The sequence below is a fragment of the Salinisphaera sp. LB1 genome, assembly GCF_003177035.1.
Lineage (GTDB): Bacteria > Pseudomonadota > Gammaproteobacteria > Nevskiales > Salinisphaeraceae > Salinisphaera.
In genome coordinates, this window is record NZ_CP029488.1 from 3,780,686 (window position 1) to 3,807,470 (window position 26,785).

The window sequence follows — 26,785 nt, forward strand, 5'->3', positions numbered from 1 at the left end:
GTGGATAACTCGTATGTAGCCTGGTTCAGCCAGCTGGGAATGAACGACGTCGCGTCGGTGGGCGGCAAGAACGCCTCCCTGGGCGAGATGATCAGCCATCTGGCGGATGCCGGCGTATCGGTGCCGGACGGCTTCGCTACCACGGCCTCGGCCTATCGCCAGTTTCTGGCTCACGATGGTCTGGCCGACCGCATCAACCAGGCGCTCGACACGCTGGACGTGGACGACGTCGATGCGCTGATCGAGACCGGCTCGAAAATCCGCCAGTGGGTGCTCGACCACCCCTTTCCGCCCGCGCTCGAAGCCGCCATCCGTGATGCGTTCGCCACGCTTGCCGAGGGCCAGGACGACATGGCGGTCGCGGTGCGCAGTTCGGCCACTGCCGAGGACCTGCCGGATGCGTCCTTCGCCGGCCAGCAGGAAACCTTCCTCAATGTGCGCGGGCTCGACAACATCATGCTCGCAATCAAGGACGTATTCGCGTCGCTGTTCAACGACCGCGCCATCTCCTATCGCGTGCACAAGGGCTTCGACCACAGCCAGGTGGCGCTGTCGGCCGGCATCCAGCGCATGGTGCGCTCGGACACCGGCGCCTCGGGTGTGATGTTCACCATCGACACCGAGTCCGGTTTCGACAAGGTGGTATTCATCACCAGTTCCTGGGGCCTGGGCGAAGCGGTGGTCCAGGGCGCGGTCAATCCGGACGAATACTACGTTTACAAGGACAACATCACCGCCGGCCGGCCGGCGATCCTGCGCCGCGTGAAGGGTGGCAAGGCGGTCAAGATGGTTTACACGGCCGACCGCGCGCACGGCAAGACCACCGAGTTCGTCGACGTCGACACCGCCGACCAGCGCCGCTTCTCACTGTCGGATGAGGATGCCGAAGCGCTCGCCACGCAGGCCATGACGATCGAGAAACACTACGGCCGGCCGATGGACATCGAATGGGGCAAGGACGGCGAGACCGGCAAGCTGTATATCCTGCAGGCACGCCCGGAAACCGTGAAGAGCAATGCCACGACGCTGGAGCGCTACAGCCTCGATGCCGCCGGCCACGACGTGCTGGTCACCGGTCGCTCGATCGGCCAGCGCGTGGGTGCCGGCCGGGTGCGCAACGTCTCCTCGATCAAGGAAATGAACAAGGTCGAGAACGGCGACATCCTGGTCACCGACATGACCGACCCCGACTGGGAACCGGTAATGAAACGGGCCGCGGCGATCGTCACCAACCGCGGCGGACGCACCTGTCACGCCGCGATCATCGCACGCGAGCTGGGCATTCCCGCCGTGGTCGGCACCGGGCACGCCACCGAAAAACTCGCCGACGGCATCGACGTGACCGTCTCCTGTGCCGAAGGCGATACCGGCTATGTTTACCAAGGCGCCATCGACTTCAACGTCGACGAAGTCTCGCTCGACCGGATGCCCGAGATCGGCACCAAGATCATGATGAACGTCGGCAATCCGGATCGGGCATTCGATTTCGCCTCCATTCCCAACCAGGGCGTGGGGCTCGCACGGCTCGAGTTCATCATCAACCGCCAGATCGGCATCCACCCGCGTGCGCTGCTTGAGTACGATCAGCAGCCCGATGAGCTCAAGGCGACCATCGACGCCCACATCGCCGGCTATGCCGATCCGGTGAATTTCTACGTCGATCGCCTGGTCGAAGGTATTTCGACCATCGCGGCAGCCTTTCATCCCAAGCCGGTGATCGTGCGTCTGTCGGACTTCAAGTCCAACGAATATGCCAACCTGATCGGCGGCGACGCCTACGAGCCCGAGGAAGAAAACCCGATGATCGGCTGGCGCGGCGCTTCGCGCTATCTGGCCGAAGACTTCAAGCCCTGCTTCGAGCTGGAGCTGGAAGCCATGAAGCGGGTGCGCGGCGACATGGGGCTGACCAACGTCCAGATGATGATCCCGTTCGTGCGCACGCTCGGCGAGGCCAAGGGCGTATCCGAGCTGCTGGAATCACACGGCTTCAAGCGCGGCGAGAACGATCTCAAGATCATCATGATGTGCGAGTTGCCGTCGAACGCCGTCCTGGCCGACGAGTTTCTGGAATATTTCGACGGCTTCTCGATCGGCTCGAACGACATGACCCAGCTCTCACTCGGCCTGGATCGCGACTCGGGGCTGATCTCGCATCTGTTCGACGAGCGCGACCCGGCGGTCAAGATCATGCTGGAAAAAGCGATCACCGCCTGCAAACGCAACAACAAGTACGTCGGCATCTGCGGCCAGGGCCCGTCGGACTACCCGGACCTGGCGCGCTGGCTGCTCGATCAGGGGATTGAAAGCATGTCGCTCAATCCCGATACCGTGGTCTCGACCTGGCTGTTCCTGGCCGGGGAAAACGTCTAACCGGAAACCGGAGCATCATGGCCGCCAAGCTGGACCTGTTCGTCAAACCCGCAGCGCTGCACGCGGCGATGGACGACGCCGACGTGCAGATTGTTGCCGTGGATACGCCCGAGGATTTCGCCCGCGCGCATATCCCGGGCGCCCGGTTGATCACGATGGCCGATATCATGGCCCGCGACGGGGCCACCGGCGGCCTGGTTCCCGACGACGACACGCTGGCGCGAACGCTGTCGGCCGCCGGTCTGCGTGACGACGCGCATATCGTGGCCTACGATCGCGCCGGCGACGGCCAGGCCGCGCGTCTGCTCTACACGCTCGACGTGGCCGGCCACGACGCATTCAGCCTTCTGGACGGCGGCCTGGCCGCCTGGCAGGCGGCCTCGTTTGCGCTCGAGTCCGGCCCGCCTGCGGCCGGGGCCGGCGACTTCCGCATTGCACGCCGCACGCAGGCCATCGCCGACCGGGCATGGATCCGCCAGCATCTCGATGCCGCCGACGTGCGTTTTCTCGATGTGCGCAGCGAAGCCGAGTTTGTCGGTGACGATGTGCGCAGCGCCCGCGGCGGCCACATCCCCGGCGCGGTGAATCTCGACTGGAACCGGCTGAAGAACGAGCACGGGCAGCTCCGGGATCTGGACGAAATCCGTCGTATGCTCGCCGATCGCGATATCGACGCATCGAACGAGGTGACCACCTACTGCCAGACCCACGTGCGTTCGTCGTACGCCTATCTGGTGCTCAAGGCCCTCGGCTACGCGCGCGTGCGCGGCTATCCAGGCGCCTGGTCGGACTGGGGCAACGCGATGGACACGCCGGTGGACAGCGGCTCTTGAGTGCATCGTTCGGACCGCCCCGCCCGGGCGCGAACTTCGACGGGCGACGCTTCTCCAACCCCTGGCACGATCACGGCCAGACCAGTCGCTTCGGCCTGTGGCGCTGGCTGTTGCGGCCGCGCGGCCCCGACTGGCCGCCGGCAGCGCCCGATGCGGCAAACACGGACACCCCGAAGATACCGCCGCGGCGCTCGCATGCGCCGCGCGTGACCTGGATCGGGCATGCCTGCGTGCTCATCCAGATCGATGGCCTGAATCTGATTACCGACCCGGTGTATGCCGCGCGCGTCGGCCCGCTACCGGGTATTGGCGTGCGTCGCCATACGCCGCCGGCCATCGACTGGCATTATCTGCCCCCGATCGATCTGGTGCTGATCAGCCATGCCCACTACGATCACCTGGACCGCGCCACCATCACCGCCCTGGTTCGTCGGGATGATCCGGTGTTTGTCGCCGGCCTCGGCCTCGACGCCTGGTTTGCCCGCCGTGGCAGTCGCCGGATCGTGACGCTGGACTGGTGGCACAGCGCGCGACCGACCGCCGAGGATCTGGCGATCACCGCAGTACCGGCACAGCACTGGTCGCGCCGGGGGCTGTTCGACCGCAACCGTAGCCTGTGGGCGGGCTTCTGGATCGAGACGCCGGAACGACGCCTGTATTTCGCCGGCGATACCGGATACGGTCCGCATTTCCGCTGGATCCGCGAACGCCTGGGCACACCCGATCTGGCGTTGTTGCCGATCGGCGCCTACGAGCCGCGCGAGTTGATGCGCCGCCAACACATGAATCCGGACGATGCCGTGAAAGCCCATCGCGATCTCGAGGCCCGACGCTCCGTGGGTATTCATTTTGCGACGTTCAAGCTCACCGACGAAGGGCGTGACCAACCGGCTCACGACCTGGCCGCGGCGCGACAGCGCCACGGCGTCCACGACGATGCCTTCGTCGCCCCACAATTCGGCCAGGTGTTCGAACTCGGCTGAGAACCGGTTCCGATGGGCGACGCGCGCGCCCGCTGGCCGCGCGTCACAAAACGCTTGCGCCACGCGCGCCGCTCCAGGGCCCGGCCCGTCGCTGTGCAAGCGTCTTGTTGATGATGTACCTCATGCAGCGGGCGGAGTAAGCCAGGGCATTTGTCCGCCAATGCACGCGAGTCAGCGCAAATAAAAAGCAGGATCAAGGCACTGCGGCTTCAGGTGCGCGAGCGATCGCGGGCTCAGTCTTTTTGTCCCAACCTTGCACTTCATCAAGCGTGTCTCTGGTCCCAGTCCCCCAGCCATTGCTGGAACTTTTCCAGGGGCATGGGCCGCCCGATGTGAAAACCCTGGATGAGGTCGCAGCCCAGTTCGCGCAGGCGATCGAGCTGGCCGGCCGATTCCACGCCCTCGCCCACGGCCCGCAGGTTCAGGGCATGCGCCAGTCCGATGGTGGCCGACACGATCGACAGATCCGTATCCGATTCCAGCATATCCTGGACGAAGGAGCGATCGATCTTGATCTCGGCGACCGGCAAGCGCTTGAGATACGACAGCTGCGAATAGCCCGTGCCGAAATCGTCGATCGAGACCTGTACGCCACGACCCGCCAACCGCGTCATGACCTCCAGCGTCCGGGTCTGGTCGGCCATGAGCGTATCCTCGGTCAGTTCGAGCGTCAGCGCCGCCCCGGGCAGCCCCTGGACGGCCAGCAACGCTTCCAGGGTATCGGCGAAATCCGGTCGCAGAATCGAGCGTGCTGATACGTTGATCGAGATGCGCAGATTGCGACCGTCCCGGCGCAGCGCCCCGGCATACTCGACCGCGCGGCGTAACACCCAGAGCGTGAGGTCGTTTATCAATCCGCTGCGTTCGGCGCGCGGGATGAAATCGCCCGGCATGATGAGACCGCGGCGCGGATGTTGCCATCGGACGAGCGCCTCCGCGCCGTAGACTTCGCACGTCGAAGCGTCCACAAGCGGCTGGAGATGAAGAACCAGCTCGTCTTTGTCAATCGCCCGGCGCAGTTCCGCGGACAACGAGTGCATGGCCACCCCGTGCACCCTGCGCGTCGAACAGGCCATGCTGAAGTCACCGCCGCGCGATTTGACTTCATACATCGTCTGGCTGGCCGCGTCGATCAAACCATAGGCGTCGCTGGCATTATCGGGATAGTAGGCACCGCCCGCGCTCGCCGCGAGTTGCAGCAACATGCCGTCGAGCGGACACGGCGGAGTGACGGCAGCCCTGATTCGCTCGGCCACCTGCTCGAGTTCGCGCTGCGACGCCAGCGCCATGATCGCCACGCCGAACCGATCCGCGTCCAGCCGCCCGAGTGTCGAGGATTCCGGCACCGCCCGTTCCAGGCGACGGGCCATCGCGATGAGTACGCGGTCGCCGCTCGCCTGTCCGTAGTGTTCATTGATCTCGGAGAAGCCGTCCAGGTCGAGCACGATCACACCGACCCATGTCGCATTCAGATACGCCGACTCGATAGCCGCTTGAAGGCTGTCGACGAAGTGGCTGCGATTAATCAGCCCGGTGAGCGAATCGATGCGCTGTGAGCGCCGCGCCTCGGCCGCGAGTGCTGCATTGTCGCCGCGCAGGGTCTCGGTCTCGTCGAGCACCATGGCACTGGCTTCGGTCGACACCACCAGCCCCACATACTGGCCCCACAGCAGGAACACGAACGGCATGGCATCGAGTAACCACAACGTCGGATTGTTCAGCTGAGCGTTCCAAAGTTTGCCGATCGTGACTCCGCCCTCCTGTATGAAGGCATTGGCCACGGTGGCGACGAGGATGGCGATGACAGCGATCGCCAATCCATAGTAGGCCGTGCACGTAACCCGGCTACGCAAAACGCGCGACAGGCTCAACAGGCGCAGGTGACGGCTACCGTCCAAGAACCCCCCTTTGCCCGCAGCGACGACCCCCTGTCGCGTTCATCCTTTTTTACTGCGAGCTCAAAGATCTAGCTTGCAGGCAAGACTACCTAAACCCTAGCGCGAGGTACAGGCGCCCGTTGGAATGGCCGATTCATTCAATGCCGCGACCAGGGCATCGAAGGCCGCGGCGGCCGGCGCCGGCCGACCGCGAACGCCGAATTCGATCCGGCGCCGGCCGTCGGCGGCGGGCAGGCAGGCCACACGCACCGCCGGATGCGCATCCATGACCGCCTGCATAAGATCGATCAGCGCGCTTTCGGGCGTATCGAAAACTTCGACCAGATATTCGACATCGCGCTCGGCATCCTGCAGATGGCCGTAATGCGTATCGAGCACCCAGGCCACCATCGGCCATGCCATGCGCGGGAAACCGGGCACGAAATGATGATCGCCCAGGCTAAAACCGGGCACCTGGTTGATCGGGTTCGGAATGACTTCGGACCCGGTCGGCCATTCGACCATGTGGATACGGTTCGGGTAGGCCTCGTTGCCGAACTTTGTCTCGAGTATGTCGCGCCCCGCCGCGTTGATTTCGAGCGCGCGACCGGCCGCACGCGCGGCGCACTGCCGGGTACGGTCGTCGGGCGTGGCGCCGATGCCGCCGAAGCTGAAAACAATATCGTCGGCGCCCATGGTCTCGGCTAGCGTACGCTCGAGAAGCGTCGCGTCGTCGCCCACCATGCGCGCCCAGGCCAGTTCGAGCCCTCGCTCATGCAGCATCTCGACGACGGCCGGCATGTGCTTATCCTGGCGCTTGCCCGAGAGCAACTCGTCACCGATCAGAATAATGCCGATATGAGGGTTATCCGCGCCCGTCGTCATGAACCGTCCTCGTCGTGAGCGGCGTCAACGGCTCATCAGCCCAACCGAGCGCCCGCCCTGTGCACACGAAATCGCCGCCGCCGATTCGGGCTTCAAAGCCCGGGCGGCGGCGTGGAATGCCGCGGGTCAACCGCCGGCTGATTCCTGAGTCGCGGCTTTTTCCAGCATCGGCTTGAGTTCGCCGGACTGGAACAGGTCCATCACGATATCCGAACCGCCGACCAGTTCGCCGTTGACGAACAACTGCGGGATCGTCGGCCAGTTCGAGTACACCTTAACGCCCTGGCGATAGATCTGTTCGTCGTCGAATACGTTGACGGCCTTGAACGGCACGCCGCAGGCCTTGATTGCCTCGGCGCTGCGCGCCGAGAAGCCACATTGCGGAAAGTCCGGCGTACCCTTCATGTAAAGCACGATCGGATTACCCTCGACTTCCTGCTTGATGACTTCCATAGCTTTCGCGCTCATTGGCCCTACCTCGATGTGGGGTTAGATGTGAATCCATTATAACTGGGGTGTAAACGGCTTCCGATCAAGACCGTGCGACCCCGATCCGCGGTGCGCGGCACGCGCCGCACCGGCGGCGCAACCGATACCGAGCCTGCCGCCCGATCGCCCGCGTGGTCGGCGTGTGCGCGCACAGGGCGCGTGCCGCCTTTGAAATACAAGGCGTAATCCTTATATAAGGGAGTGACGTTGATTCATTCATGACAACAAGGACACCGTCATGGCATTTGAACTGCCCGATCTGCCCTACGATTACGATGCGCTCGAGCCCTACATCGACGGGCGCACCATGGAGATCCATCACGACAAGCACCACAATGCTTATCTGACAAAGTTCCAGAAGGCCATCGAAGGCACGCCGCTGGCGGACCAGGATCTGGACACGATCCTGGCCAACGCGGGCCAGCACGGTGCCGCCGTACGCAACCAGGGCGGTGGTTATCTCAACCACATCATCTTCTGGGAAACGATGTCGCCCAATGGCGGTGGCAAGCCGACCGGCAAACTGGCCGAGGCGATCGACAAGAGCTTCGGTTCGTTCGACGACTTCAAGGAGAAGTTCACCGGCGAAGCGACAGGACTGTTTGGTTCCGGCTTCGTGTGGCTGGTCCCGGCTGGCGGCGATCAGCTCAAGATCGTGCCGACGCCCAACCAGGACAACCCGATCATGGACGTGGTTGCGGAATCCGGTAAGCCAATCATGGGTCTGGACGTGTGGGAGCATGCCTTCTACCTGAAGTACCAGAACCGCAAGCCGGAGTACGTGGAAGCCTGGTGGAACGTCGTCGACTGGGACGGCATCGCCAAGAAGTTCGAGGCGGCCAGCTAAGCACGCTTGGCGCCAAGCTCGATCCGGGGCCCCGTCGCGTTGCGGCGGGGTCTTTTTTATTGGAGGATTGCGCACCTGCCCACCGAAAGTATCAGGGCGCGCGCGCACGTGCAGCGTGCATGATGCTTTGGCTTTCCATTCATCCACGATCCCCATTCATTCATGAGTTCGCGACATTTCCTCAGCCTGGACGACCTGGGCAGTGCCGGTATCGAAGATCTGATCGAACGCGCCATCGAGCGCAAGCGCCACGCGCTGTCCGATCGCCCGCTGATCGGCAAAAGTCTGGCAATGGTGTTCGAAAAGGCGTCCACCCGTACCCGCGTTTCGTTCGAGGCGGCCATGACACGGCTCGGCGGCCACGCGATCTTCCTGTCGCCGGGCGATACCCAGATCGGGCGCGGCGAACCGGTAGAAGATACCGCACGCGTGCTGTCGGGCATGTGCGACGCCATCATGATCCGCAACCATTCACATGCGGTGCTGGAACAGTTCGCTGCCTATTCCAAGGTCCCGGTAATCAACGGCCTGACCGATCGCCTGCATCCCTGTCAATTGCTGGCCGACCTGCAGACCTACGTCGAGCATCGCGGCTCGATCCGCGGCGCGAAGGTGGCCTGGATCGGCGATGGCAACAACATGTGCCACTCGTATATCAACGCCGCCCGCCTGATGGGTTTCTCGCTACGCATCGCGTCCCCCGAAGGCTATCGTCCAGACGCGCTCATGCTGCGTGATGCGGGCGCGGCGGTAACGGTGTGCGAACAGGCGCAGGAAGCGGTGGACGGCGCCAATCTCGTGGTCACGGACGTCTGGGCCAGCATGGGCGACGAAGACAATCGCGAAACCCGTCTCGCGGACTTCGCCAACTATCAGGTCAATCGCGCGCTCATGAGCTGGGCCGCGGATGATGCCCTGTTCATGCATTGCCTGCCCGCCCACCGCGGTGAGGAAGTCAGCGCCGAAGTGATCGACGGGCCCGCAAGCGTGGTCTGGGACGAGGCAGAAAACCGCCTGCATGCCCAGACGGCACTGCTGCTCAAATTGCTCGACGCCGCGTAGCGCGCACGCCGCCCGGGCGGAGAATTTCGAGGCCTGCGCCGGGCCGGCTGGCGGCGCCCGGATCAGACGTCGGGCACCGCCAGCACCAACGAGTAATCGCCCGTGCCGTACTCGAAGTGTTCCGCCTCGCGCAGCCCGGCACGCGCCAGCAGGGACGCGATGTCGTCGCGCGAGAACTTGCGGCTGATTTCAGTGAGAATCGACTCCCCGGCGGCCATGTCGAAGCCCCGGCCAAGCGCCTCCAGATGCACCCGGTGCGGCTGTTCGGCGATCAGCCGCATCTCGATCCGCGACAACGGCCGGTTGAACACGGCCTGGTGCCGATAGAGATCCGGCGATATATCACCGTCCAGCGTCCGGTTGAGGACGTTGAGGACGTTCTTGTTGAACGCCGCCGTGTAACCGGCGGCATCGTCGTACGCCGCCTCGAGCACAGCGACGTCCTTGACCCGATCCAGGCCGATCAGCAACGCGTCACCCGGCCCCATCAGCGCCACGATCTCGGCCATGAACGCATCCGCCTGGGCCGGGTCGAAGTTGCCGAGGGTGCCGCCTAGAAATACGAACAGACGCCGCGCCGCCTCGGCCGGTAACGGCAGGTGGGCCAGCCCGGCGGTGTAATCGCCGCTCATGGCCTCGACATGCAGCCAGTCATAGTCCGCGATCAACTGCTCGGCCGAATCGATCATGATCTGCGTGCTGACCTCGAACGGCCAGTAGCGAGGGTGCACGCCCAGCGCATCGCATGCGGCGAGCAGGCATCGCGTCTTGCGCGCGCTGCCACTGCCCAGCTCGATGATATGCGCCGGCCGTACGCGCTCGATCACGCGCCGGGACTCGGCCGCGAGCACCGCGGCTTCGGCGCGCGTCGGGTAATACTCGGGGGTGTCGCAGATCGCCTCGAACAGCTGCGAACCGCGCGCGTCGTAGAAGTACTTGGGCGGCAGCCAGCGCGGGCGCTCCATCAGCCCCATCCGGGCATCCTCGGCCAGATCGGGCACGCGACGCAGGGGCGCCACGCGGTGATGGACCAGCCGCGTGGACAGAACATCTCGACTCATGACACAAGCGATGTAACGGAACGCTTCGAGGTTATCATGGGCCGATCCTCCACCGTTGCCGCTGTCATGTGCCGAATCGCCGCCTATCTCGGCCCGCCCTGTTTGCTGCGCCAATTCCTCGACGCCACGCCGCATAGCCTGGCGCGTCAGTCCTGGGACGCACGCGAGATGGCCAGCGCCACCGTCAACGCCGACGGATGGGGGGTAGGTTGGTATGCCGATGACGGCCAGCCCGCGGTCTACCGGCATACGTTGCCGATCTGGGCCGATGGCAACGTCGATGCCCTGGCGCGCAGTCTGCGCCGGGGGCTATGGGTGGGCAACGTCAGAAGCGCCACGTCGGGCCTCGGTACCGATCACGCCAATACCCAGCCCTTTGCCGGCGACGGCCTCCTGTTCGCCCACAACGGCTATATCCAGAACTTTGCTGCCACTCTGCGCGCGCGGGTGCGCGCGGAACTCGCGCCGGCGATCGAGCAGACCATCAATGGAAACACCGATTCCGAATACCTGTTTGCCCTGGTACGCCAGCAGACCGGATCGCTGGCCGAGCGCCTGACACAGGCGTTACGCCGGGTTCACGAATGGCTGGAGGAGCGTGGGGAACTGAAAGCACTTCTCAACATGGTGTTAACCGACGGCCGGGAAATCGTCGCCGTACGCAGCGCATTCAACACCACCGCGCCCTCGCTGTATGTCCATCGCGCATGGCACGGTGGCAGCGTGATCGCCTCGGAAGCTTTCGACGACGATGCCGGCTGGCAAGCTGTCGTTCCGGAACACGTTGTTACGCTCGGGCCCTGACTTGCTGAACGGACTCGCATGATGACGGCGCAACCCTGCTCACGCCTGGCCGCACTACGTCGCGCATCGCAGGCCATGCTGGAGGGCCGCGACGAGGCGATGCTGCGGCGCCAGCCTCACCCCGAACTCAGCCCACTGCTGTGGCACGTGGGCCATGTGTTTTTCGCGGAGAACTACTGGTTGGCTGAGCGCATATTCGGGGATCGTTCGATCACCGCGCCTTGGTGCGGGCTGTATTTTCCCGAGGAATGCGCCAAGCACACACGGGGGGCCCGCCTGCCCGGGCCGCGCGCCATGCGCGAATGGACCGATCAAGTCGCCGTCGTGAACGACCATTACTGGCAACGCGCGGCCGAGTCCGGCCATGAATTGTTACAACACGGCTATCTACAGGCCTTTCTGCGCCAGCACTACGCCCAGCACCTGGAAACCATGCGCCTGGCCGCCGCCCAGCTCGATCTCGAAGCGGGCCGGGGCACGGCAACGCTGCAGAGCCCGGCCCCGGCACGCTACCGGCGTGTGCCAGTGCCGGCACAGCGACTTCGCCTGGGCACGCCCGACGTCGCCGCCTACGACAACGAAAAACCGGTCCACGAACGCGAGATCGCGGCTTTCGACATCGCCAGCCGCCCGGTTAGCAACGCCGAGTGGCTGAGCTTCATGCAGGACGGCGGTTACGATCGCCACGAGCTCTGGGACGACGACGGGTGGCGCTGGCGCTGTACCGTGGGCATCGATCATCCCCAGCACTGGCGCGCCGCGGACGACGGCTGGCACATCGCCGGACACGATGGGCGCGAGCCCATCGGCGACGCGCCGGTACACGGCATCGGCTGGTACGAAGCGCGGGCATTCGCACGCCATGCCGGCGCCCGCCTGCCCGCCGAGCACGAGTGGGAAGCCGCCGCGCGCACCGTACCGCTCGATGCGACCGGCCAGGTCTGGGAATGGTGCGACAGCGCATTCAAGCCGTATCCCGGCTTCAGGGCGTTTCCTTACGACGGTTATTCCAAACCCTGGTTCGACGGCCATCATTACGTCACGCGTGGCGCGAGTGTTCACACCGAGGCCGATATCAGGCGGCCCGGTTTCCGCAACTTCTACCCGCCGACACACCGGCATATCTGTGCCGGGCTGCGTCTAGCCTGGTGACGACCGCCGCGCCTGACGCCACGGCCGAGCGATCGCCGCGCTGCGGCCGCGTTGGCTTGCCGCGCCCGCTCAGGCGGCGTTGTAACGCGCCAGCCCCGCTGCCATATCGTCGATGAGATCGGCGATGTCCTCGAGCCCGGCGTGGATGCGTAGCAGCGGGCCCGGTGCCTGCCAGTGCGTGGCCGTGCGCGAAGCGGCCGGCGCCACCGGTAACACAAGGCTTTCGTAACCGCCCCAGGATGCCCCCAGACCGTAATAGGCCAGTCCGTCGATGAGCGCGGCCAGCCGCTGACGGTCCGCCGGCACCAGCTCGATCGCGAACAGGCCGCAGGCACCGGTGAAATCGCGTTGCCAGAGGTGGTGCTGCGGATGATCGGCCCGGGCCGGATGCAGCACGCGGGCCACCGCCGGCTGCTCGGCAAGCCAATTCGCCAGCGCCAGACCGTTGGCTTCGTGGACCGGCAAACGCTGGCCGAGTGTACGCAGCCCGCGCGCGCCGAGATAGACATCGTCCGGACCGGCACAGTAGCCGAGCGCGATGGATGTGTGCCGCACCGCCCGGTAATAGGTGGCATCACGACAATTCACGACGCCGAGCATGGCATCCGAGTGACCGACGATATATTTCGTCGCGGCGTGCACCGACAGGTCGATACCGTGGGCGAAGGCATCGAAATAGATCGGCGTGCTCCAGGTATTGTCGGCAATCACGCAGGCGCCACGCGCGCGCGCCACCGCCGCGAGTGCAGGTACGTCCGAAATCTCGAAGGTGAGCGAACCGGGCGCTTCGAGAAACAGCGCGCGCGTGTTGTCGCGAAAGCACGCGGCCAGTGCTTCGGCCGAGATCAACGGATCCACGTACTCGGTTTCGATGCCGAGCCGGGCCAGCAGACCGTCGCAAAGCTTGCGCGTCGGACCATAGACGTTATCGGCCACGAGCAGATGATCGCCGGCCGCCACCACCGAAAGCAGCGCGGTGGCGATCGCCGCCAGGCCGGAGCATGTGCTCACCGCGCCGTGCGCGCCCTCGAGCTCGGCCACAGCCTGTTCGAACGCAAACTGCGTGGGCGTACCCAACCGGCCATAGTGCACGCCCGCAAACGGGTCGGCCTGCGAGGCGTCGAACGCGGCCAGGTTGTCGAATAACACGGTGGACGCGTGATAAACGGGCGTGTTGACCATGCCGTAGTGCGCGGACGGCCGCCGCCCGGCGTGAACGAGACGCGTGGCTTGTTTCATGAGTCGCCTGTCGATGTACCAACCGCTGAGGATAGGCATAACAGGCCCGACTGGCCACGCTGCATCCGGCGTCGAGCCGTTATAATCCCGCGTCGACCCGTTCGCATAGGCCGTGTTGCAACATTTCGTCGAACATTACCTCCTCTGGCTGGCCGAGGCCGTCCTGGCGGCCTGGCCGCGCCGTCGCCCGACCCGCGCGCAGCTCGAACGCACCCTGATCGTCGCCCATCGCGGGGCGCGTGACGACGTGCACGTCAAGGAAAATACGCTCGCCGCCTTCGATCTCGCGGTGCAGGCCGGCGTCCGTGCGATCGAGTTCGATATCCGCTATACCGCCGACGACGAACCCGTCGTCGTGCATGATGCCGATCTGTCGCGTGTATTCGGGCGTCCCGAGCGCATCGATGAGCTGACCTGGCCCGCGCTGCGCGCTTGTGCGCCGGAGCTGCCGCATCTTGCCGAGATCATAGAGCGCTACGGCGATCGGGCCCATCTGATGATCGAATTGAAGACGCGCGGCTCAACCCGGGCCGAAACCCGAATGCACGAACAGCTTGCCGGACTCACGGCCGGCGACGATTATCACATCCTCGCGCTCGACCCGGCCCTGTTCGACGCGGTGGCGGACCTGCCGGCCAATGCACGCGTACCGGTGGCCAAGAGTAACTGGCGAGCGATTCGCGCCTGGAGCCGCCGGCACGACTGCGGCGGGATCGCCGGTCCGTATCTGTTCATTCGACGCGCCGACATTCGCGCCAGCCAACGACACAACCGCCTGATCGGCAGCGGATTCGTCAGCCGGCGCGGCCTGCTGGAACGGGAAATCGGCCGCGGCATCCCCTGGATATTCACCAACCAGCCCGTGGCGCTCCAGCACATGCTGGAACAGGCGCGGGCCCGCAGTCGCCGGATGTGATCCCAGGACGCTAGGACAGATGGCCGCGCTCGGGCGGCGCCTCGAAATCCAGCACCGGGCCCACCGGGACGATGCCCGTCGGGTTGATACCCGGATGGCTGCGGTAGTAGTGCTGTTTGATGTGCTGCATGTTCACGGTGTCCGCGACGCCCGGAACCTGGTACAACTCGCGAAGATAGCCGGCCAGATGCGGATAGTCCGCGATCCGCTGCCGGTTGCACTTGAAATGACTGTAGTACACGGCATCGAAACGCACGAGCGTGACGAACAGGCGCCAGTCGGCCTCGGTCACTTGCCCGCCCACCAGATAGCGCTGTCCGCCGAGACGCGTGTCGAGCCAGTCCAGCGTCGCGAAGACAGCGTCAAACGCTTGTTCGTACGCAGCCTGCGTGGTCGCGAACCCGGCCTTGTACACGCCGTTGTTGAGGTCGTGATAGACCCGCTCATTGACCGCGTCGATCTCGGCGCGCAGCGCTTCGGGGTAGTAGTCGCGATCCGGGTGCTCGGCCAGCGCGTCGAAGGCCGAATTGAACATGCGCACGATATCGGCCGATTCGTTCGACACGATGGTCTCGTGCACCGTATCCCAGAGCGTGGGCGTGGTCACGCGCCCGGTATAGTCGGGCGCGGCCTTCTGGTAAAGCTGGTGCAGGTAATCGAGTCCGTACAGCGTATCGGGGATGGCGCCCGCCACATCCGAGAACTGCCAGCCGTATTCGCCCATGTAGGGATCGACGATCGATAGGCCGATCACCTTCTCGAGGCCTTTCAGCCGGCGCAGTATCAAGGCCCGGTGCGCCCACGGGCAGGCCAGCGACACGTACAGGTGATACCGCCCGGCCTGCGGCGTGAAGGCGCTGTTCTCTTGCGAATCGATCCAGTTGCGAAACCCGGCGGACTCTCGAACGAAACGGCCGGCGTTCGAGTCGGTGTCATACCCCTGGTCGTGCCAGTGGCCATCGATGAGCAATCCCATAGACTAGCGTGCCTTCAAAGCATTGCGCGCCCGGGCGGCGCCATTGAGTGTATCGGCGGATTGTATCCGGCAGAAGCAACGGGCATACAGGCCATGCGGGTCGCTCAGGCTGCGCAGGAAATCCACGGCATCGGTATGGGCCGGCGCAGCCAGCCACGACGGCAGCAGCGATGCGGTGATGTGGCTGGTCAGCAGCTGCTGCAGGGCAGCGCGCCAGTCCGACGGCGGCTGCATGGACTGACGCTTGTAGTGCGCCGGGTTAAGCCCGGCAAGCTTCGCCGCGGCCGCCTCCGCCTGGGTGACATCGCCCAGTTTATCGACCAGGCCGATCCGCTTGGCGCCGGCCCCGCTCCAGACGCGCCCCTGGGCGATTTTGTTCACGGCATCGGTCGACATGTCGCGTGCCTGCGCCACGTGACCGATGAACTGGTGGTAGCCGCGCTCAACGCCGGCCTGGAGTATCGTCTTGACCGGTTCGGACAACGGCTTGTCCAGCCGCATCGCACCGGCCAGCTTGGTTGTGCCCACGCCGTCGGTATGAATGCCAAGCTTGTTCAGTGGCTTGGAGAACGTCGGCACAATCGCGAAGATACCGATCGACCCCGTAATCGTCGACGGCTCGGCCCAGATCTGGTTGGCATTCATCGAAATCCAGTAGCCGCCCGAGGCCGCCATGCCCGCCATGGACACCACCACCGGCTTGCCGGCCTGACGGAACGCCACCACCGAGCGCCGTATCCGCTCGGCTGCGGTCACCGAACCGCCCGGCGAATTGACCCGCAGCACAAGGCCGGCCACGTGGTCGTCGCGGCGCGCGGCGTCGATCAGCCGCGATATGGTCTCGCCGCCCGCCGAACCGGGCACGCTTTGGCCATTGACGATATCGCCGGAGACCGTGACCACGGCCAGTCTGGACTCGTTCGCGCTCGTGTGGCCGTGGGTATCGGCCAGGTAATCGTCCTGGTTCACCTGATTGAAACTGCCGCTGGCCGGGTCTCGCCCCACCTTGGCGATCAACGGTTTATGCAAATCGCGCAACGTACTGACCGCATCCACCAGACCGGCCTTGCGGGCCAGCGCCGCGGCATTGCCGTGGTTGGCCACGAGATTCGAGGCATAGTTGGCGATGTATTGATCGATATCCGCGGGCGTGATGCCGCGATCGGCGGTCACCGTCTTTTTGTACGTACCCCACAGCGAGTCCATCCACTTGCGGTTGTCGGCCCGGGCGGCCGGCGACATGTCGTTGCGCGTATAGGGCTCCACATAGGATTTGTACTTGCCGACACGAAACACGTTGATGGTCACGCCGAGCTTGTCGAGCGCGTCCTTGTAATAGGTCCGATAGGCGCCGTAGCCCGTCAGCAGCACGTAACCGAGCGGGTCGACGTAGATCTTGTCGGCATGACTGGCCAGCTCGTACTGGGTCTCGTCATACGCATCGGACCAGGCGATCACCGGCTTGCCCGACTGCTTGAAGCGATCGATGGCGGCAATCAGATCCTGCAACTGACCGGGTGCGGCACCGCCCAGATCGTCCAGCTTGAGCAGGACTTCCTTGATCCGGTCATCGTGCCGGGCGCGGTCGAGCGCAGTGATCAGACGCCGCACCACCGAGGGCTGGCCCTGATCCGACAGGGCGCTCTGGACCAGACCGCCAACCCCGCTTTCCTGTTCCACCAGATTGCCTACCGGATCGACCACGAGCACCGCCTGGCTCGGCACCGGCGGCGCCGGGTGATGCACCGCCAGGTAGATCGACACCGGAATCGCGATGAGAATCAACAGGAAGATCAGCGAATAGATCAGCGCGAGCGTGCGCCAGAGTCCCCCGACCAGGCGCCGGAAAAAAGACGGTTTGCCAGCCACAGCGTCTCCCATGAGACCGGCGCGATGCGCGCGGTCGTATAAGCCAGTTCGTATTCCTGTCGCGAGCCGCCAGTGTAGCGACCCAACGCCAGACGTGCGACTTGAATACGCCCGATGCGTGCCGCAGTTTAGCGGCATTCACCCGACATCCGGTCTAACATCATGAGTCACACCGATGCCACGCATCACCGCCTGATCATTCTGGGCTCCGGCCCGGCCGGCTACACGGCGGCCATCTACGCCGCGCGGGCCAATCTGGAACCGGTGATGATCACCGGCATCGAGCAGGGCGGACAGTTGATGACCACCACGGATGTCGATAACTGGCCGGGCGACGTCGAGGGCCTGCAGGGCCCCGGTCTGATGGAGCGCATGAAGCAACACGCCGAACGCTTCGACACCCGCATGATCCACGACCAGATCCATAGCACCGATCTGTCGGCCCCGCCGTACCGGCTGGCGGGCGACTCGGGCGTTTACACCTGCGATGCGCTGATCATCGCCACGGGGGCGACCGCCCGCTATCTCGGCCTCGAATCCGAGAGCCACTTCATGGGCCGTGGCATCTCGGCCTGCGCCACCTGCGACGGCTTCTTCTATCGCAACAAGAACGTGGCCGTGGTCGGCGGCGGCAACACCGCGCTCGAGGAAGCCCTGTATCTGTCGAATCTGGCCGCGCACGTGACCGTCGTGCACCGACGAGACAAGTTCCGCGGCGAAAAGATCCTGGCCGACAAGCTGTTCGACAAGGCCGCCAACGGCAACGTGAGCATCCTCTGGGATCACGAACTCGACGAAGTCCTGGGCGACGAAATGGGCGTGACCGGCGGTCGTTTCCGCCACGCGAAAACCGGCGAAACGCAGGAGCTGTCGGTCGATGGCATCTTCATCGCGATCGGCCACAAGCCCAATACCGATATCTTTGTCGACCAGCTGGATATGGAAGGCGGCTACATCAAGGTGCAGAGCGGCACGCAGGGCAATGCCACGGCTACCAGCAAGCCCGGTGTCTTTGCGGCCGGCGACGTCATGGATCACGTCTATCGTCAGGCGGTGACCTCGGCCGGGACCGGCTGCATGGCCGCACTCGACGCCGAGAAGTATCTCGATGCCCTGCTCGCGGATGAAACCCCGCGCGAAGCCCACGTCGAAAGCCAGGTCGCCCACCGCGCGGTCTGATCGGGGGCGCGGGCCACCGGCGCGCTACCCGTCTGGCCGGTGGCCCGCGCTTGCGGCATCATGAGGGGTCATGAAATACCAATGCCCTAGGGCCTCCAGCCTCATCGGCGCGCGTGCAGGCGCCGGCCTGGCGCTGGCTTGTGCGGCCGCGCTGTCGGCCTGCACCACCGGCCCGCAATCGGAAAGCGTCCAGAAGACGCTTGAACAGACCACGCCGGCACGCCGGAGCGTGGCCGCGGTCGCGCTGGCACAGGCCGGCGATCGCTACGCCCCGCACATGGCGGGCCCGGATCAGTTCGACGACAGCGGGCTCGCCTACTACGCCTACCGCCAGAACGGCCGCGCGCTGCCGCGCAGTCTTGCCGACCAACTCGATGCCGGCCAACCGATCCCGCTGGCGCAAGCCCAACCCGGCGACCTCGTCTTCTTCCGCACCGACAGCAAGGACGGGCGCGGCCGCCTGACCGTGGGCGTGGTGGTCGACCCGAACGTGGCCGTCATCGCCGTGCCCGGCGCATCGGCCCAGGGGGGCGGCGTGCGCCGGATCAAGCTGGACGGCCGGTACTGGTCGCAGCGCATGGTGGGCGTGTCGCGCATCCTGCCGGACCGGAACACCTCGTCATAGCGGTGGTTCGACCGGCCCGGGCCCGGCGCGGATTATCCGTGCACCGGAATCCAACGAAAAAAGGCGTCTCGAAAGACGCCTTTTTCCCAATCGGCCGCGGATGCCGCAGGCGAAGCTACAGCTTTTCGCGGATACGCGCCGATTTGCCGCTGCGCTGACGCAGGAAGTAAAGCTTGGCGCGGCGCACGTCACCACGGCGCAGCACCTTGATCTCGGCAATACCCGGCGAGAAGGTCTGGAACACGCGCTCCACCCCTTCGCCGTGCGATACCTTGCGCACCGTGAAGGCCGAGTTCAGGCCGCGGTTGCGCTTGGCGATCACCACGCCCTCAAAGGCCTGCAGACGCTCGCGATCGCCTTCGACCACGCGCACCTGGACGACCACGGTATCACCGGCGGAGAAATCCGGGATATTCTTGCCGCTTTGCTGCTCGGCGTCCAATTCGTCGATGATGTTGCTCATGGCCTGCCTCTGAAATCGTAGGTTGTCCGCCGTGGGTGGGCGTTCAAAGTCGGCGGATTATACCGGAAAGAACGCGGCTTTGGGGACCCCTGGCGGGAATTATTTGGGGTTTTTCATGATCGCGGCGTACGGTCGGCATATTCGCCGATGAACTCGGCCAACAGTGCCTGCTGGCGCGGGTCCAGCTCGATGCCGTCGAGCAGGTCCGGACGTCGCAGCCAAGTGCGGCCGAGGGCCTGCTTCTCTCGCCATCGCGCGATTTTCGCATGATCGCCCGATAACAAAACGTCCGGAACCGCCCCGCCAACATCGCCGGGCGGCCGCGTGTAATGCGGATGATCGAGGATGGTGCCGGCGAACGAATCCTCGGCCGCCGAGCGCGCATCACCGAGCACGCCGTCGACCAGCCGGGCCACGGCGTCGATGATCATCATCGCCGGCAGTTCACCGCCCGAGAGCACCACATCCCCGGCCGAAATCTCGGCGTCCACATAGCGATCGATGAACCGCTGATCGATGCCTTCATAGCGCCCGCACACCAGAACAAAGCCGGAGCCTTCGGCCAGGCGCTCCGCCCAGCGCTGATCGAAGCGTTCGCCCTGCGGCGACATGAGCAGCACCGGCGCCGGCCGCGCGTCGCCACGCCGGTGCGCCACGGCCTCGAGCGTGGCCACCAGCGGCGCGTTCTGCATGACCATGCCCGGCCCCCCGCCGTAGGGGCGGTCATCGACGCGCCGCGTGGGATGGGTCGTGTAGTCGCGCGGATTCCAGGCCGCCAGCGAAAGACGCCCCTCGCGCAACCCGCGCCCGACCACACCGTAGCGCTCGATTTCGAGCAGCCATTCGGGAAACAGCGTGATGGCATCGATATGCATGGGGCGGAAACTCGGCTGGCGGCATGGGCATCGCGGATTCGAGTCTGCCATGGCGGCGCGGGCGTCGCGGCCCATCAGGGCCGGCTCCGGGCCATTTGACGGGCCCTAGATGTGATCTTTCAGTAGGTTGTTCATCCGAGCCGACCGCCCTGAAACTGATGGGTGTCGAATCCTTCAAGCTTCAGGAGTGACCCGGATGAACACCCACAAGAATGCGCGTTTGACCGTTCATGGTCGAGACCTGTTGGTCCGTCGAATCCTTCAACATGGTCAGCGCCCGGTCGAAGCGGCGCAGGCCATGGGCGTGAGCGCGCGGACCGCTTACAAGTGGCTGGCCCGATATCGCGAGCACGGTCAGTCCGGCTTGTATGAACGCAGTTCGCGACCGGCTCGTTGCCCCCATCGGCTATCCGAGGCAACCCGGCAGCGGATCGTGGCCTTGCGGCGTGAGCGGCGTATCTATCGCGCGATCAGTCGCGAACTGGGCGTGCCCGTGACCACGATCGCACGCGTGCTTCAGCGAGCCGGCCTGAACCGACTGTCCGCGCTGGATCCCGCGCCGCCGGTCAAGCGCTATACCCGCGAGGCACCCGGCGATCTGCTGCATCTCGATATCAAGAAGCTCGGCCGCTTCGAGCGCCCCGGTCACCGCGTGACCGGCAATCGACAAGCCGGACGTTCACGCGGCGCAGGCTGGGACCATGTCCACGTGGCCATCGACGATCACAGCCGCGTCAGTCACGCGACAATCTGGCCGGATGAAACGGGACCGAGTGCCGTTCGCGCCCTGATAGCCGCTTTGCGCTATTACCGGCACCTGGGCGTACGATTCGACCGCGTGCTGACCGATAACGGCGGCTGTTACAAGTCGGCTGTCTTCGCCAAGGCCTGTCGGCGACTCGGGCTCAAACACAAGAGGACACGGCCCTACCGGCCGCGCACCAACGGCAAAGCCGAGCGGCTGATCCAGACCGCGCTGCACGAATGGGCCTATGCTCGCGCCTATGACAATGCCGATCAGCGTGCCGCCCATCTGCCCCACTGGCTGCATGACTATAACTGGCATCGCCCCCATGCCAGTCTCGACTACCACACACCCATCAGCACCCTCGGCCTGAACAACCTGGTGGCTTTACACACCTAGAACTCCGGATCCCAATCGACCCGGATCGTCCCGGCATCGGGATCGACCTCGGTGACGAATTCGTCGACGACCAGCGGGATCAGGCGCTCGCGCTCACCGCGGACCACAAGCACATCGTTGGCCCCGGTTTCCATCATCGCCGTCACGCGCCCGAGCGGAACACCGTCCACGGTGACCACACTCAGGCCGACAAGATCGAACCAGTAATACGCGCCGGGTTCCGGATCGGGCATATCACCACGATCGACCGCAATATCGAACTCGAGCAGCTCGACCGCGGCATCGCGGTCGGCCAACGGTTCACCGTCGGCATCGGCGAGCTGGGCGACGAGCGTCTTGCCCTGCACCCGGCCCTCGACGAGCCGGTAGCCGCGCCGATCGGCCTCGGGCCCGATCCACCAACGCTCGTAGTCGAGGATCGCCTCGGCCGGGCGGGTGTAGGAATACACCTTGATCCAGCCGCGAACGCCGAACAGGCCATTCACACGGCCGAGTACGACGGGGCGATGCGGCGCCGTACCGGCCACGGTCAAGACTTAGCTGGAAGCCTGCTCGCCCTGCGGCGCCGTTTCGCCTTCCGGACCCGCTTCCGACACGTCGCCGGTCGCGCCGGCCGGCACGGTCTGCGCCTTGGCTTCCTTGGCCTTGGACTCGGGCGGCGTAACGCGCGGCGCGGCCTCGCCTTCGCCGTGACGGTTGAAGGACTTGACCAGGTTGGTCACGCGCTCGGAAAGCTGCGCGCCCTGGCCCTTCCAGTATTCGATGCGCTCGATATCAAGACGCAGCGGGACTTCGCCACCGACCGCCACCGGGTTGAAGAAACCGAGGCGCTCGATGTAGCGACCGTCGCGTGCGTTGGCCTTGTGCGTGGCCACGATGTGATAGAAGGGCTTCTTCTTCGCGCCCGAGCGTGCTAGCCGGATTTTGACCATAGCCGTTTTATCGCCGTTGAGAATTCGTGTGCGCACGGATTCGTCCGCGCGCGGTTTGAAGGACGCGCATTGTACGTCAATACGCGCAAAATGGAAGCCTGCGGCAACCAAAACTACCGGGTCAGCGCCCCATGCCGCCCATGCCCGGCGGCAGACCGGGGCCACCACCACCCATGCCGCCGCCCATGCCCTGCATGGCGCGCATCATTTTCTTCATGCCGCCGCCCTTCATTTTCTTCATCATCTTGCGCATTTGCGTGTGCTGCTTGAGCAGGCGGTTGATGTCCTGGACCTGGGTGCCGGAGCCGGCCGCGATGCGGCGCTTGCGCGAGGCCTTGATCACGTCCGGAAAGGATTTCTCCTGCTTGGTCATGGAATCGACGATCGCCAGCATGCGCTTGACCTGGGTCTCGTCGGCGGCCGCGGCCATGCCCTTGGGCATCTGCGCGCCGCCGGGCATCTTTTCCATCAAGGCGCCGATGCCGCCCATCTCCTGCATCTGGCGCAACTGATCGGCCAGATCGTCGAGGTCGAAGCCCTTGCCCTTCTTGAGCTTCTTGGCGAGTTTCTCGGCCTTGTCGCGATCGACCTTCTGCTCGGCTTCCTCGACCAGCGACAGCACGTCGCCCATGCCCAGGATGCGCGAGGCCACGCGGTCGGGATGGAAGGGTTCGAGTGCGTCGAGCTTCTCGCCGGTACCGAGGAACTTGATCGGTTTGCCGGTGATCTGGCGCACCGACAGTGCCGCCCCGCCGCGGGCGTCGCCATCGACCTTGGTCAGCACCACACCGGTCAGCGGCAGCGCATCGCCAAAGGCCTTGGCCGTGTTGGCTGCGTCCTGGCCGGTCATCGAGTCGACCACGAACAGCGTCTCGATCGGGTCGAGCGTGTCGTGCAGCGCGCGCACCTCGGCCATCATCTTCTCGTCGATGCCCAGGCGCCCGGCCGTATCGACGATCAGAACGTCATAAAAACCCTTGCGCGCCGCATCAAGCGCCGATTTCGCGATCTTGACCGGCTTGTCGCCCGACGAACTGGGATGGAAATCCACGCCGACATCCGAGGCCACGCGTTCCAGCTGGTCGATGGCCGCCGGCCGATACACGTCGGCCGAGACCACCAGCACGGATTTCTTCTCGCGCTGCTTGAGATAGCGCGACAGCTTGCCCACCGACGTGGTCTTGCCCGAGCCCTGCAGGCCGGCCATGAGCACCACCGCCGGCGGCCTGGTCTTGAGATTGAGCGACTCGTTGGCTTCGCCCAGCAAATTCGTGAGCTCGTCGCGCACGATCTTGACCAATGCCTGGCCCGGCGTGAGGCTGGTCATCACCTCGGAGCCGACCGCGCGTGCACGGATATCCTCGACGAACTGCTTGACCACCGGCAGCGCGACATCGGCTTCGAGCAACGCCATGCGCACTTCGCGCAGGGTAGCCTTGATGTTGTCCTCGGTCAGCCGGCCGCGGCCCGACAGCGTCTTGAGACTGCGATTGAGGCGATCACTTAGAGAGTCGAACATGGCAACGCGTCTTCGGTGTAATCCGGCGCCCATTATAACGGTCGTGGGAAGTCTGTCGTGAGCCGGCGCGCGATCCGACGCCGCGGCGAGGCGCGCCACCGGGCCGGCAGGCCCGGCCTGGCTTGTCCCGACAGGCGCACTGCGCGCTGGCACGCGCCGCGGTGCGCCCGCACCTGATCGGCCTCGGTCGCGCCCCCGATGCCGCAAACGTCAGCAGCCCGCGCCGAAAATACGGCAGAATACGACGCATGAGATTACCCTCACCCATCCCCCGATGACCTTCGTCATCATCGAAGTGCTGCTTGCCGCGGCCGCCTATGCCGCCGCGACCTACGCCGTCTACCAGCATCATGCAGCGGGCGCGCCCTACCTGCGCGTGACCCTGCTCGCGGGCCTGGGCCTGGTGATGCATGTGATCGCGCTGATACACATGACGCTGCATACCGGCGCGATGATCATTGGCGTGGGCTCCGCGCTGTCATTGTTCGCCTGGCAGGCCGCGCTGCTGCTCTGGCTGTTCTCGCTCAAGCGCTCGATCGGCGCCCTGGGGCTGGTGATGTATCCCGTGGCCGGCCTGTGCGCGATCGCCGGTCTGCTCGTGCCGGACCCGAACGGCGCCCACGAGCCGCTGAGCTGGCCGCTGCAAATCCATATCGTGCTGTCCATGCTCGCCTACGGCCTGCTCACACTGGGCGCGGTACAGGCGGCGGTGCTCTCGCTGCAGCATCGCCAGCTGCGCCAGCATCCGCCGTCGGGGCTGTTCACCACGCTGCCGCCGTTGCAGACGATGGAGACGCTGCTGTTCCGCCTGATTAGCGCGGGCTTTTTCATGCTCAGCCTGGCAATCGCCACGGGCGCTCTATTCATCAGTCATCTGTTCGAACAGCACCTGGCGCACAAGGCGCTGCTGTCGGTCGCGGCCTGGCTGGTGTTCGCCATTCTGCTGTTCGGGCGCTGGCGCTACGGCTGGCGCGGGCGGGTCGCGGTACGCGGCGTGATGATCGGTTATGTGGTGCTGGTGCTGGCGTATTTCGGCAGCAAGTTGGTGCTCGAGCTGATTCTGGGCGAACATTGGTGGTAGCCGCGGCGTGCGAGCCGCCCGGCCCCTTCATTTGATTACGAGCCCGTAGCTGTTGGACGCAATCCCCCTGTGGGTGCTATTCGGCATCCTCATCCTGATGCTGATTCTGTCGGCATTCTTCTCCGGCTCCGAAACCGGGCTGATGACCGTCAATCGCTATCGCATGAAACACATGGCCAAGAGCGGCCATGGCGGCGCCAGGCGCGCGGCCGACATGCTGGAAGCCCCGGACAAGCTGATCGGGCTCATCCTGCTCGGCAACAACCTGGTCAACATCATCGCCTCGTCACTGGCGACGGTGATCGGCATCCGCCTGTACGGCGATTTCGGCGTGGTGTTGTCGACCATCGCGCTGACCATCGTGGTCCTGGTGTTCTCCGAGGTCACGCCCAAGACCTTGTCGGCGTTGTATCCGGAGCGCATCGCGTATCCGGCGGCCTATGTCTACAAGCCGCTGCTCAAGGTGCTCTGGCCGCTGGTCTATCTGTTCAACTCGGCCGGGCGCGGCGTGCTCTGGCTGTTGCGCGTCTCGCCGGAAGACGCCGCCGGGCATTCGCTGTCGTCGGAAGAACTGCGCACCGTGGTCACCGAAGCCGGCGCCATGATTCCGCGCCGACACCAGAAGATGCTGCTGTCGATCCTCGACATGGAGAATGCCACCGTCGAGGACATCATGGTGCCGCGCAACGAGATCGTCGGCATCGACATCAGCAAGCCCTGGCCCGAGATCCTGGAACAGCTGGTGCACAACCAGCACACGCGGCTGCCGCTGTTCGACGGCTCGATCGACGAAATCAAGGGCATCGTGCACATGCGGCGCCTTCTGGCGCTGATCACGAATGACGAACTGGATCAGGATTCGCTGGTTTCGCTGGCGAGCGCGCCCTACTTCATCCCGGAAAGCACGCCGCTCAACCAGCAGTTGCTCAATTTCCAGAATCAGAAACGCCGGATCGGCTTCGTCGTGGACGAATACGGCGATATCCAGGGCCTGGCCACGCTGGAAGATATTCTCGAAGAGATCGTCGGCGAATTCACCACCGACCCACTCACGCGTGTGAAGAACGTCACCATGGACGGCGAGAACAGCTATCGGGTCGACGGCACGGTTTCGATCCGCGCGCTCAATCGCGCCCTCGGCTGGAAGCTGCCGGTTGACGGGCCGCGCACAATCAACGGCCTGATCACCGAGCAGACCGAAACCATCCCCACCGCCGGCACACGCGTGAAGATCGGCAAGTATGTATTCGAGATCACCGAAACCAGCGCCAACCTGATTCAGACGGTCCGGATCCAGCCGCCGCGCCGCGTACCGCGCCGGGCCAAGGCCGTGAGCGAAAACAGCAGCGACAGCTGACCCCGCGCCGGAGATCATCTCGGGCGCCTCACGTTGCGTCGGCCGCTTGTTCCGGGACGATCAGCCGTCGATGAGCGCCGGGCACACGGATGGCCAGTCGGTCGCGTCGCTGTCACGCCGGTCTGGCGGCGCCACGCGCTTCACGCTGCGTCGTTTCACGGGCGCCTGCGATAGGGATCGGCACGCTCGCCGCGCTTGCCGAAGCGACGGCGCCGCTTGGCATGCCTTTGTCCGTCGTCGCGCGACC

The 26,785-nt window shown here is 65.0% G+C and carries 24 protein-coding genes and 1 pseudogene; 13 read left to right on the forward strand and 12 right to left on the reverse strand.

The window, feature by feature from the left end; translation table 11 throughout:
• The 3 genes from ppsA to SALB1_RS16920 are packed head-to-tail and all read left to right on the forward strand — an operon-like array spanning window position 1 to window position 4,186.
• Window positions 1-2,370 carry a phosphoenolpyruvate synthase gene (gene ppsA / locus SALB1_RS16910; RefSeq protein WP_109994911.1) on the forward strand — a complete coding sequence of 790 codons (2,370 nt, stop codon included), beginning with the start codon at window positions 1-3 and terminating at the stop codon, window positions 2,368-2,370.
• Between the two features lie 17 nt (window positions 2,371-2,387).
• Window positions 2,388-3,203, forward strand: a complete 816-nt coding sequence (locus SALB1_RS16915; protein ID WP_109994912.1) for a sulfurtransferase — start codon at window positions 2,388-2,390, stop codon at window positions 3,201-3,203.
• The gene (locus SALB1_RS16920; protein ID WP_199678847.1) at window positions 3,200-4,186 is read left to right on the forward strand and encodes an MBL fold metallo-hydrolase; all 987 of its coding nucleotides are present in this window, start codon (window positions 3,200-3,202) and stop codon (window positions 4,184-4,186) included. The genes SALB1_RS16915 and SALB1_RS16920 overlap by 4 nt, the downstream gene beginning before the upstream one ends.
• A 263-nt stretch (window positions 4,187-4,449) precedes the next feature.
• On the opposite strand, the gene SALB1_RS16925 is transcribed toward SALB1_RS16920, so the two are convergent.
• The 3 genes from SALB1_RS16925 to grxD form a co-directional block, all read right to left on the reverse strand.
• Window positions 4,450-6,084: a bifunctional diguanylate cyclase/phosphodiesterase gene (locus tag SALB1_RS16925; protein WP_145961357.1), complete on the reverse strand. Its 1,635-nt coding sequence runs from the start codon at window positions 6,082-6,084 to the stop codon at window positions 4,450-4,452.
• 96 nt (window positions 6,085-6,180) lie between these two features.
• Window positions 6,181-6,948: a molybdopterin-binding protein gene (locus tag SALB1_RS16930; protein ID WP_109994915.1), complete on the reverse strand. Its 768-nt coding sequence runs from the start codon at window positions 6,946-6,948 to the stop codon at window positions 6,181-6,183.
• Between the two features lie 126 nt (window positions 6,949-7,074).
• Complete coding sequence (gene grxD, locus SALB1_RS16935; protein WP_199678848.1) at window positions 7,075-7,416, reverse strand: Grx4 family monothiol glutaredoxin; 342 nt, start codon at window positions 7,414-7,416, stop codon at window positions 7,075-7,077.
• Window positions 7,417-7,675: 259 nt separating this feature from the next.
• Between grxD and SALB1_RS16940 the strand changes: the two genes are divergently transcribed.
• A complete protein-coding gene (locus tag SALB1_RS16940; protein WP_109994917.1) occupies window positions 7,676-8,284 on the forward strand; it encodes a superoxide dismutase in 609 nt (202 codons plus the stop codon).
• A 162-nt stretch (window positions 8,285-8,446) separates the two neighbouring features.
• Window positions 8,447-9,346, forward strand: a complete 900-nt coding sequence (gene argF, locus SALB1_RS16945; RefSeq protein WP_109994918.1) for an ornithine carbamoyltransferase — start codon at window positions 8,447-8,449, stop codon at window positions 9,344-9,346.
• A gap of 62 nt (window positions 9,347-9,408) precedes the next feature.
• Here the strand turns inward: argF and egtD are convergent, their stop codons facing one another.
• Window positions 9,409-10,407 carry an L-histidine N(alpha)-methyltransferase gene (gene egtD / locus SALB1_RS16950; protein ID WP_109994919.1) on the reverse strand — a complete coding sequence of 333 codons (999 nt, stop codon included), beginning with the start codon at window positions 10,405-10,407 and terminating at the stop codon, window positions 9,409-9,411.
• Between egtD and egtC the strand changes: the two genes are divergently transcribed.
• Together egtC and SALB1_RS16960 are read left to right on the forward strand one after the other, a co-directional pair.
• Entirely contained in the window at window positions 10,372-11,211 is an 840-nt protein-coding gene (gene egtC, locus SALB1_RS16955) for an ergothioneine biosynthesis protein EgtC (RefSeq protein ID WP_255414569.1), read from the forward strand. The two genes, egtD and egtC, sit on opposite strands and share 36 nt — an antisense overlap.
• Window positions 11,212-11,232: 21 nt before the next feature.
• Window positions 11,233-12,363, forward strand: a complete 1,131-nt coding sequence (locus SALB1_RS16960; protein WP_158590798.1) for an SUMF1/EgtB/PvdO family nonheme iron enzyme — start codon at window positions 11,233-11,235, stop codon at window positions 12,361-12,363.
• A 69-nt stretch (window positions 12,364-12,432) separates the two neighbouring features.
• On the opposite strand, the gene metC is transcribed toward SALB1_RS16960, so the two are convergent.
• Window positions 12,433-13,602 carry a cystathionine beta-lyase gene (metC, locus tag SALB1_RS16965; protein WP_109994922.1) on the reverse strand — a complete coding sequence of 390 codons (1,170 nt, stop codon included), beginning with the start codon at window positions 13,600-13,602 and terminating at the stop codon, window positions 12,433-12,435.
• 112 nt (window positions 13,603-13,714) lie between these two features.
• Between metC and SALB1_RS16970 the strand changes: the two genes are divergently transcribed.
• Window positions 13,715-14,518 (forward strand): glycerophosphodiester phosphodiesterase, encoded by an 804-nt coding sequence (locus SALB1_RS16970; RefSeq protein WP_109994923.1) that lies wholly within the window; start codon window positions 13,715-13,717, stop codon window positions 14,516-14,518.
• A 10-nt stretch (window positions 14,519-14,528) separates the two neighbouring features.
• Here SALB1_RS16970 and SALB1_RS16975 read toward each other — a convergent pair whose 3' ends face one another.
• Together SALB1_RS16975 and sppA are read right to left on the reverse strand one after the other, a co-directional pair.
• Entirely contained in the window at window positions 14,529-15,494 is a 966-nt protein-coding gene (locus tag SALB1_RS16975; protein WP_109994924.1) for a glutathione S-transferase family protein, read from the reverse strand.
• Between the two features lie 3 nt (window positions 15,495-15,497).
• Window positions 15,498-17,363, reverse strand: a complete 1,866-nt coding sequence (gene sppA / locus SALB1_RS16980) for a signal peptide peptidase SppA (protein ID WP_158590800.1) — start codon at window positions 17,361-17,363, stop codon at window positions 15,498-15,500.
• Window positions 17,364-17,525: 162 nt separating this feature from the next.
• On the opposite strand from sppA, the gene trxB reads away from it, so the two are divergent.
• Together trxB and SALB1_RS16990 are read left to right on the forward strand one after the other, a co-directional pair.
• Window positions 17,526-18,542: a thioredoxin-disulfide reductase gene (trxB, locus tag SALB1_RS16985; RefSeq protein WP_109994926.1), complete on the forward strand. Its 1,017-nt coding sequence runs from the start codon at window positions 17,526-17,528 to the stop codon at window positions 18,540-18,542.
• Window positions 18,543-18,612: 70 nt separating this feature from the next.
• Complete coding sequence (locus SALB1_RS16990) at window positions 18,613-19,167, forward strand: C40 family peptidase (RefSeq protein WP_109994927.1); 555 nt, start codon at window positions 18,613-18,615, stop codon at window positions 19,165-19,167.
• A gap of 115 nt (window positions 19,168-19,282) precedes the next feature.
• Here SALB1_RS16990 and rplS read toward each other — a convergent pair whose 3' ends face one another.
• Window positions 19,283-19,630, reverse strand: coding sequence for a 50S ribosomal protein L19 (gene rplS / locus SALB1_RS16995; RefSeq protein WP_109994928.1), 348 nt, complete (start codon window positions 19,628-19,630; stop codon window positions 19,283-19,285).
• 113 nt (window positions 19,631-19,743) lie between these two features.
• A complete protein-coding gene (trmD, locus tag SALB1_RS17000; protein WP_109994929.1) occupies window positions 19,744-20,505 on the reverse strand; it encodes a tRNA (guanosine(37)-N1)-methyltransferase TrmD in 762 nt (253 codons plus the stop codon).
• Between the two features lie 196 nt (window positions 20,506-20,701).
• Between trmD and SALB1_RS17005 the strand changes: the two genes are divergently transcribed.
• Window positions 20,702-21,649, forward strand: a complete 948-nt coding sequence (locus tag SALB1_RS17005) for an IS481 family transposase (protein ID WP_109993729.1) — start codon at window positions 20,702-20,704, stop codon at window positions 21,647-21,649.
• Here the strand turns inward: SALB1_RS17005 and rimM are convergent.
• The 3 genes and pseudogenes from rimM to ffh all read right to left on the reverse strand — a co-directional run bounded on the left by rimM (window position 21,646) and on the right by ffh (window position 24,100).
• The gene (gene rimM / locus SALB1_RS17010) at window positions 21,646-22,176 is read right to left on the reverse strand and encodes a ribosome maturation factor RimM (RefSeq protein WP_109995515.1); all 531 of its coding nucleotides are present in this window, start codon (window positions 22,174-22,176) and stop codon (window positions 21,646-21,648) included. The two genes, SALB1_RS17005 and rimM, sit on opposite strands and share 4 nt — an antisense overlap.
• A gap of 168 nt (window positions 22,177-22,344) precedes the next feature.
• Window positions 22,345-22,581: pseudogene (gene rpsP / locus SALB1_RS19630) on the reverse strand (30S ribosomal protein S16); the annotation flags it as partial.
• 121 nt (window positions 22,582-22,702) lie between these two features.
• Window positions 22,703-24,100 carry a signal recognition particle protein gene (gene ffh / locus SALB1_RS17020; RefSeq protein WP_109994930.1) on the reverse strand — a complete coding sequence of 466 codons (1,398 nt, stop codon included), beginning with the start codon at window positions 24,098-24,100 and terminating at the stop codon, window positions 22,703-22,705.
• Window positions 24,101-24,374: 274 nt separating this feature from the next.
• Between ffh and SALB1_RS17025 the strand changes: the two genes are divergently transcribed.
• Together SALB1_RS17025 and SALB1_RS17030 are read left to right on the forward strand one after the other, a co-directional pair.
• A complete protein-coding gene (locus SALB1_RS17025) occupies window positions 24,375-25,181 on the forward strand; it encodes an inner membrane protein YpjD (protein WP_109994931.1) in 807 nt (268 codons plus the stop codon).
• Between the two features lie 52 nt (window positions 25,182-25,233).
• Window positions 25,234-26,538, forward strand: coding sequence for an HlyC/CorC family transporter (locus tag SALB1_RS17030; protein WP_109994932.1), 1,305 nt, complete (start codon window positions 25,234-25,236; stop codon window positions 26,536-26,538).
• Window positions 26,539-26,785: the final 247 nt, after the last annotated feature.

Bases quoted from the DNA above. Each gene is read 5' to 3' on its own strand.
- SALB1_RS16975 (WP_109994924.1), bottom strand. From the start codon at position 15,494: ATGGGATTGCTCATCGATGGCCACTGGCACGACCAGGGGTATGACACC.
- argF (WP_109994918.1), top strand. From the start codon at position 8,447: ATGAGTTCGCGACATTTCCTCAGCCTGGACGACCTGGGCAGTGCCGGT.
- SALB1_RS17025 (WP_109994931.1), top strand. From the start codon at position 24,375: ATGACCTTCGTCATCATCGAAGTGCTGCTTGCCGCGGCCGCCTATGCC.
- grxD (WP_199678848.1), bottom strand. From the start codon at position 7,416: ATGAGCGCGAAAGCTATGGAAGTCATCAAGCAGGAAGTCGAGGGTAAT.
- SALB1_RS16930 (WP_109994915.1), bottom strand. From the start codon at position 6,948: ATGACGACGGGCGCGGATAACCCTCATATCGGCATTATTCTGATCGGT.
- ffh (WP_109994930.1), bottom strand. From the start codon at position 24,100: ATGTTCGACTCTCTAAGTGATCGCCTCAATCGCAGTCTCAAGACGCTG.
- SALB1_RS16915 (WP_109994912.1), top strand. From the start codon at position 2,388: ATGGCCGCCAAGCTGGACCTGTTCGTCAAACCCGCAGCGCTGCACGCG.
- SALB1_RS16960 (WP_158590798.1), top strand. From the start codon at position 11,233: ATGACGGCGCAACCCTGCTCACGCCTGGCCGCACTACGTCGCGCATCG.
- SALB1_RS16990 (WP_109994927.1), top strand. From the start codon at position 18,613: ATGAAATACCAATGCCCTAGGGCCTCCAGCCTCATCGGCGCGCGTGCA.
- egtC (WP_255414569.1), top strand. From the start codon at position 10,372: ATGGACCAGCCGCGTGGACAGAACATCTCGACTCATGACACAAGCGAT.
- SALB1_RS17005 (WP_109993729.1), top strand. From the start codon at position 20,702: ATGAACACCCACAAGAATGCGCGTTTGACCGTTCATGGTCGAGACCTG.
- trmD (WP_109994929.1), bottom strand. From the start codon at position 20,505: ATGCATATCGATGCCATCACGCTGTTTCCCGAATGGCTGCTCGAAATC.
- egtD (WP_109994919.1), bottom strand. From the start codon at position 10,407: ATGAGTCGAGATGTTCTGTCCACGCGGCTGGTCCATCACCGCGTGGCG.
- metC (WP_109994922.1), bottom strand. From the start codon at position 13,602: ATGAAACAAGCCACGCGTCTCGTTCACGCCGGGCGGCGGCCGTCCGCG.
- trxB (WP_109994926.1), top strand. From the start codon at position 17,526: ATGAGTCACACCGATGCCACGCATCACCGCCTGATCATTCTGGGCTCC.
- rplS (WP_109994928.1), bottom strand. From the start codon at position 19,630: ATGAGCAACATCATCGACGAATTGGACGCCGAGCAGCAAAGCGGCAAG.
- SALB1_RS16940 (WP_109994917.1), top strand. From the start codon at position 7,676: ATGGCATTTGAACTGCCCGATCTGCCCTACGATTACGATGCGCTCGAG.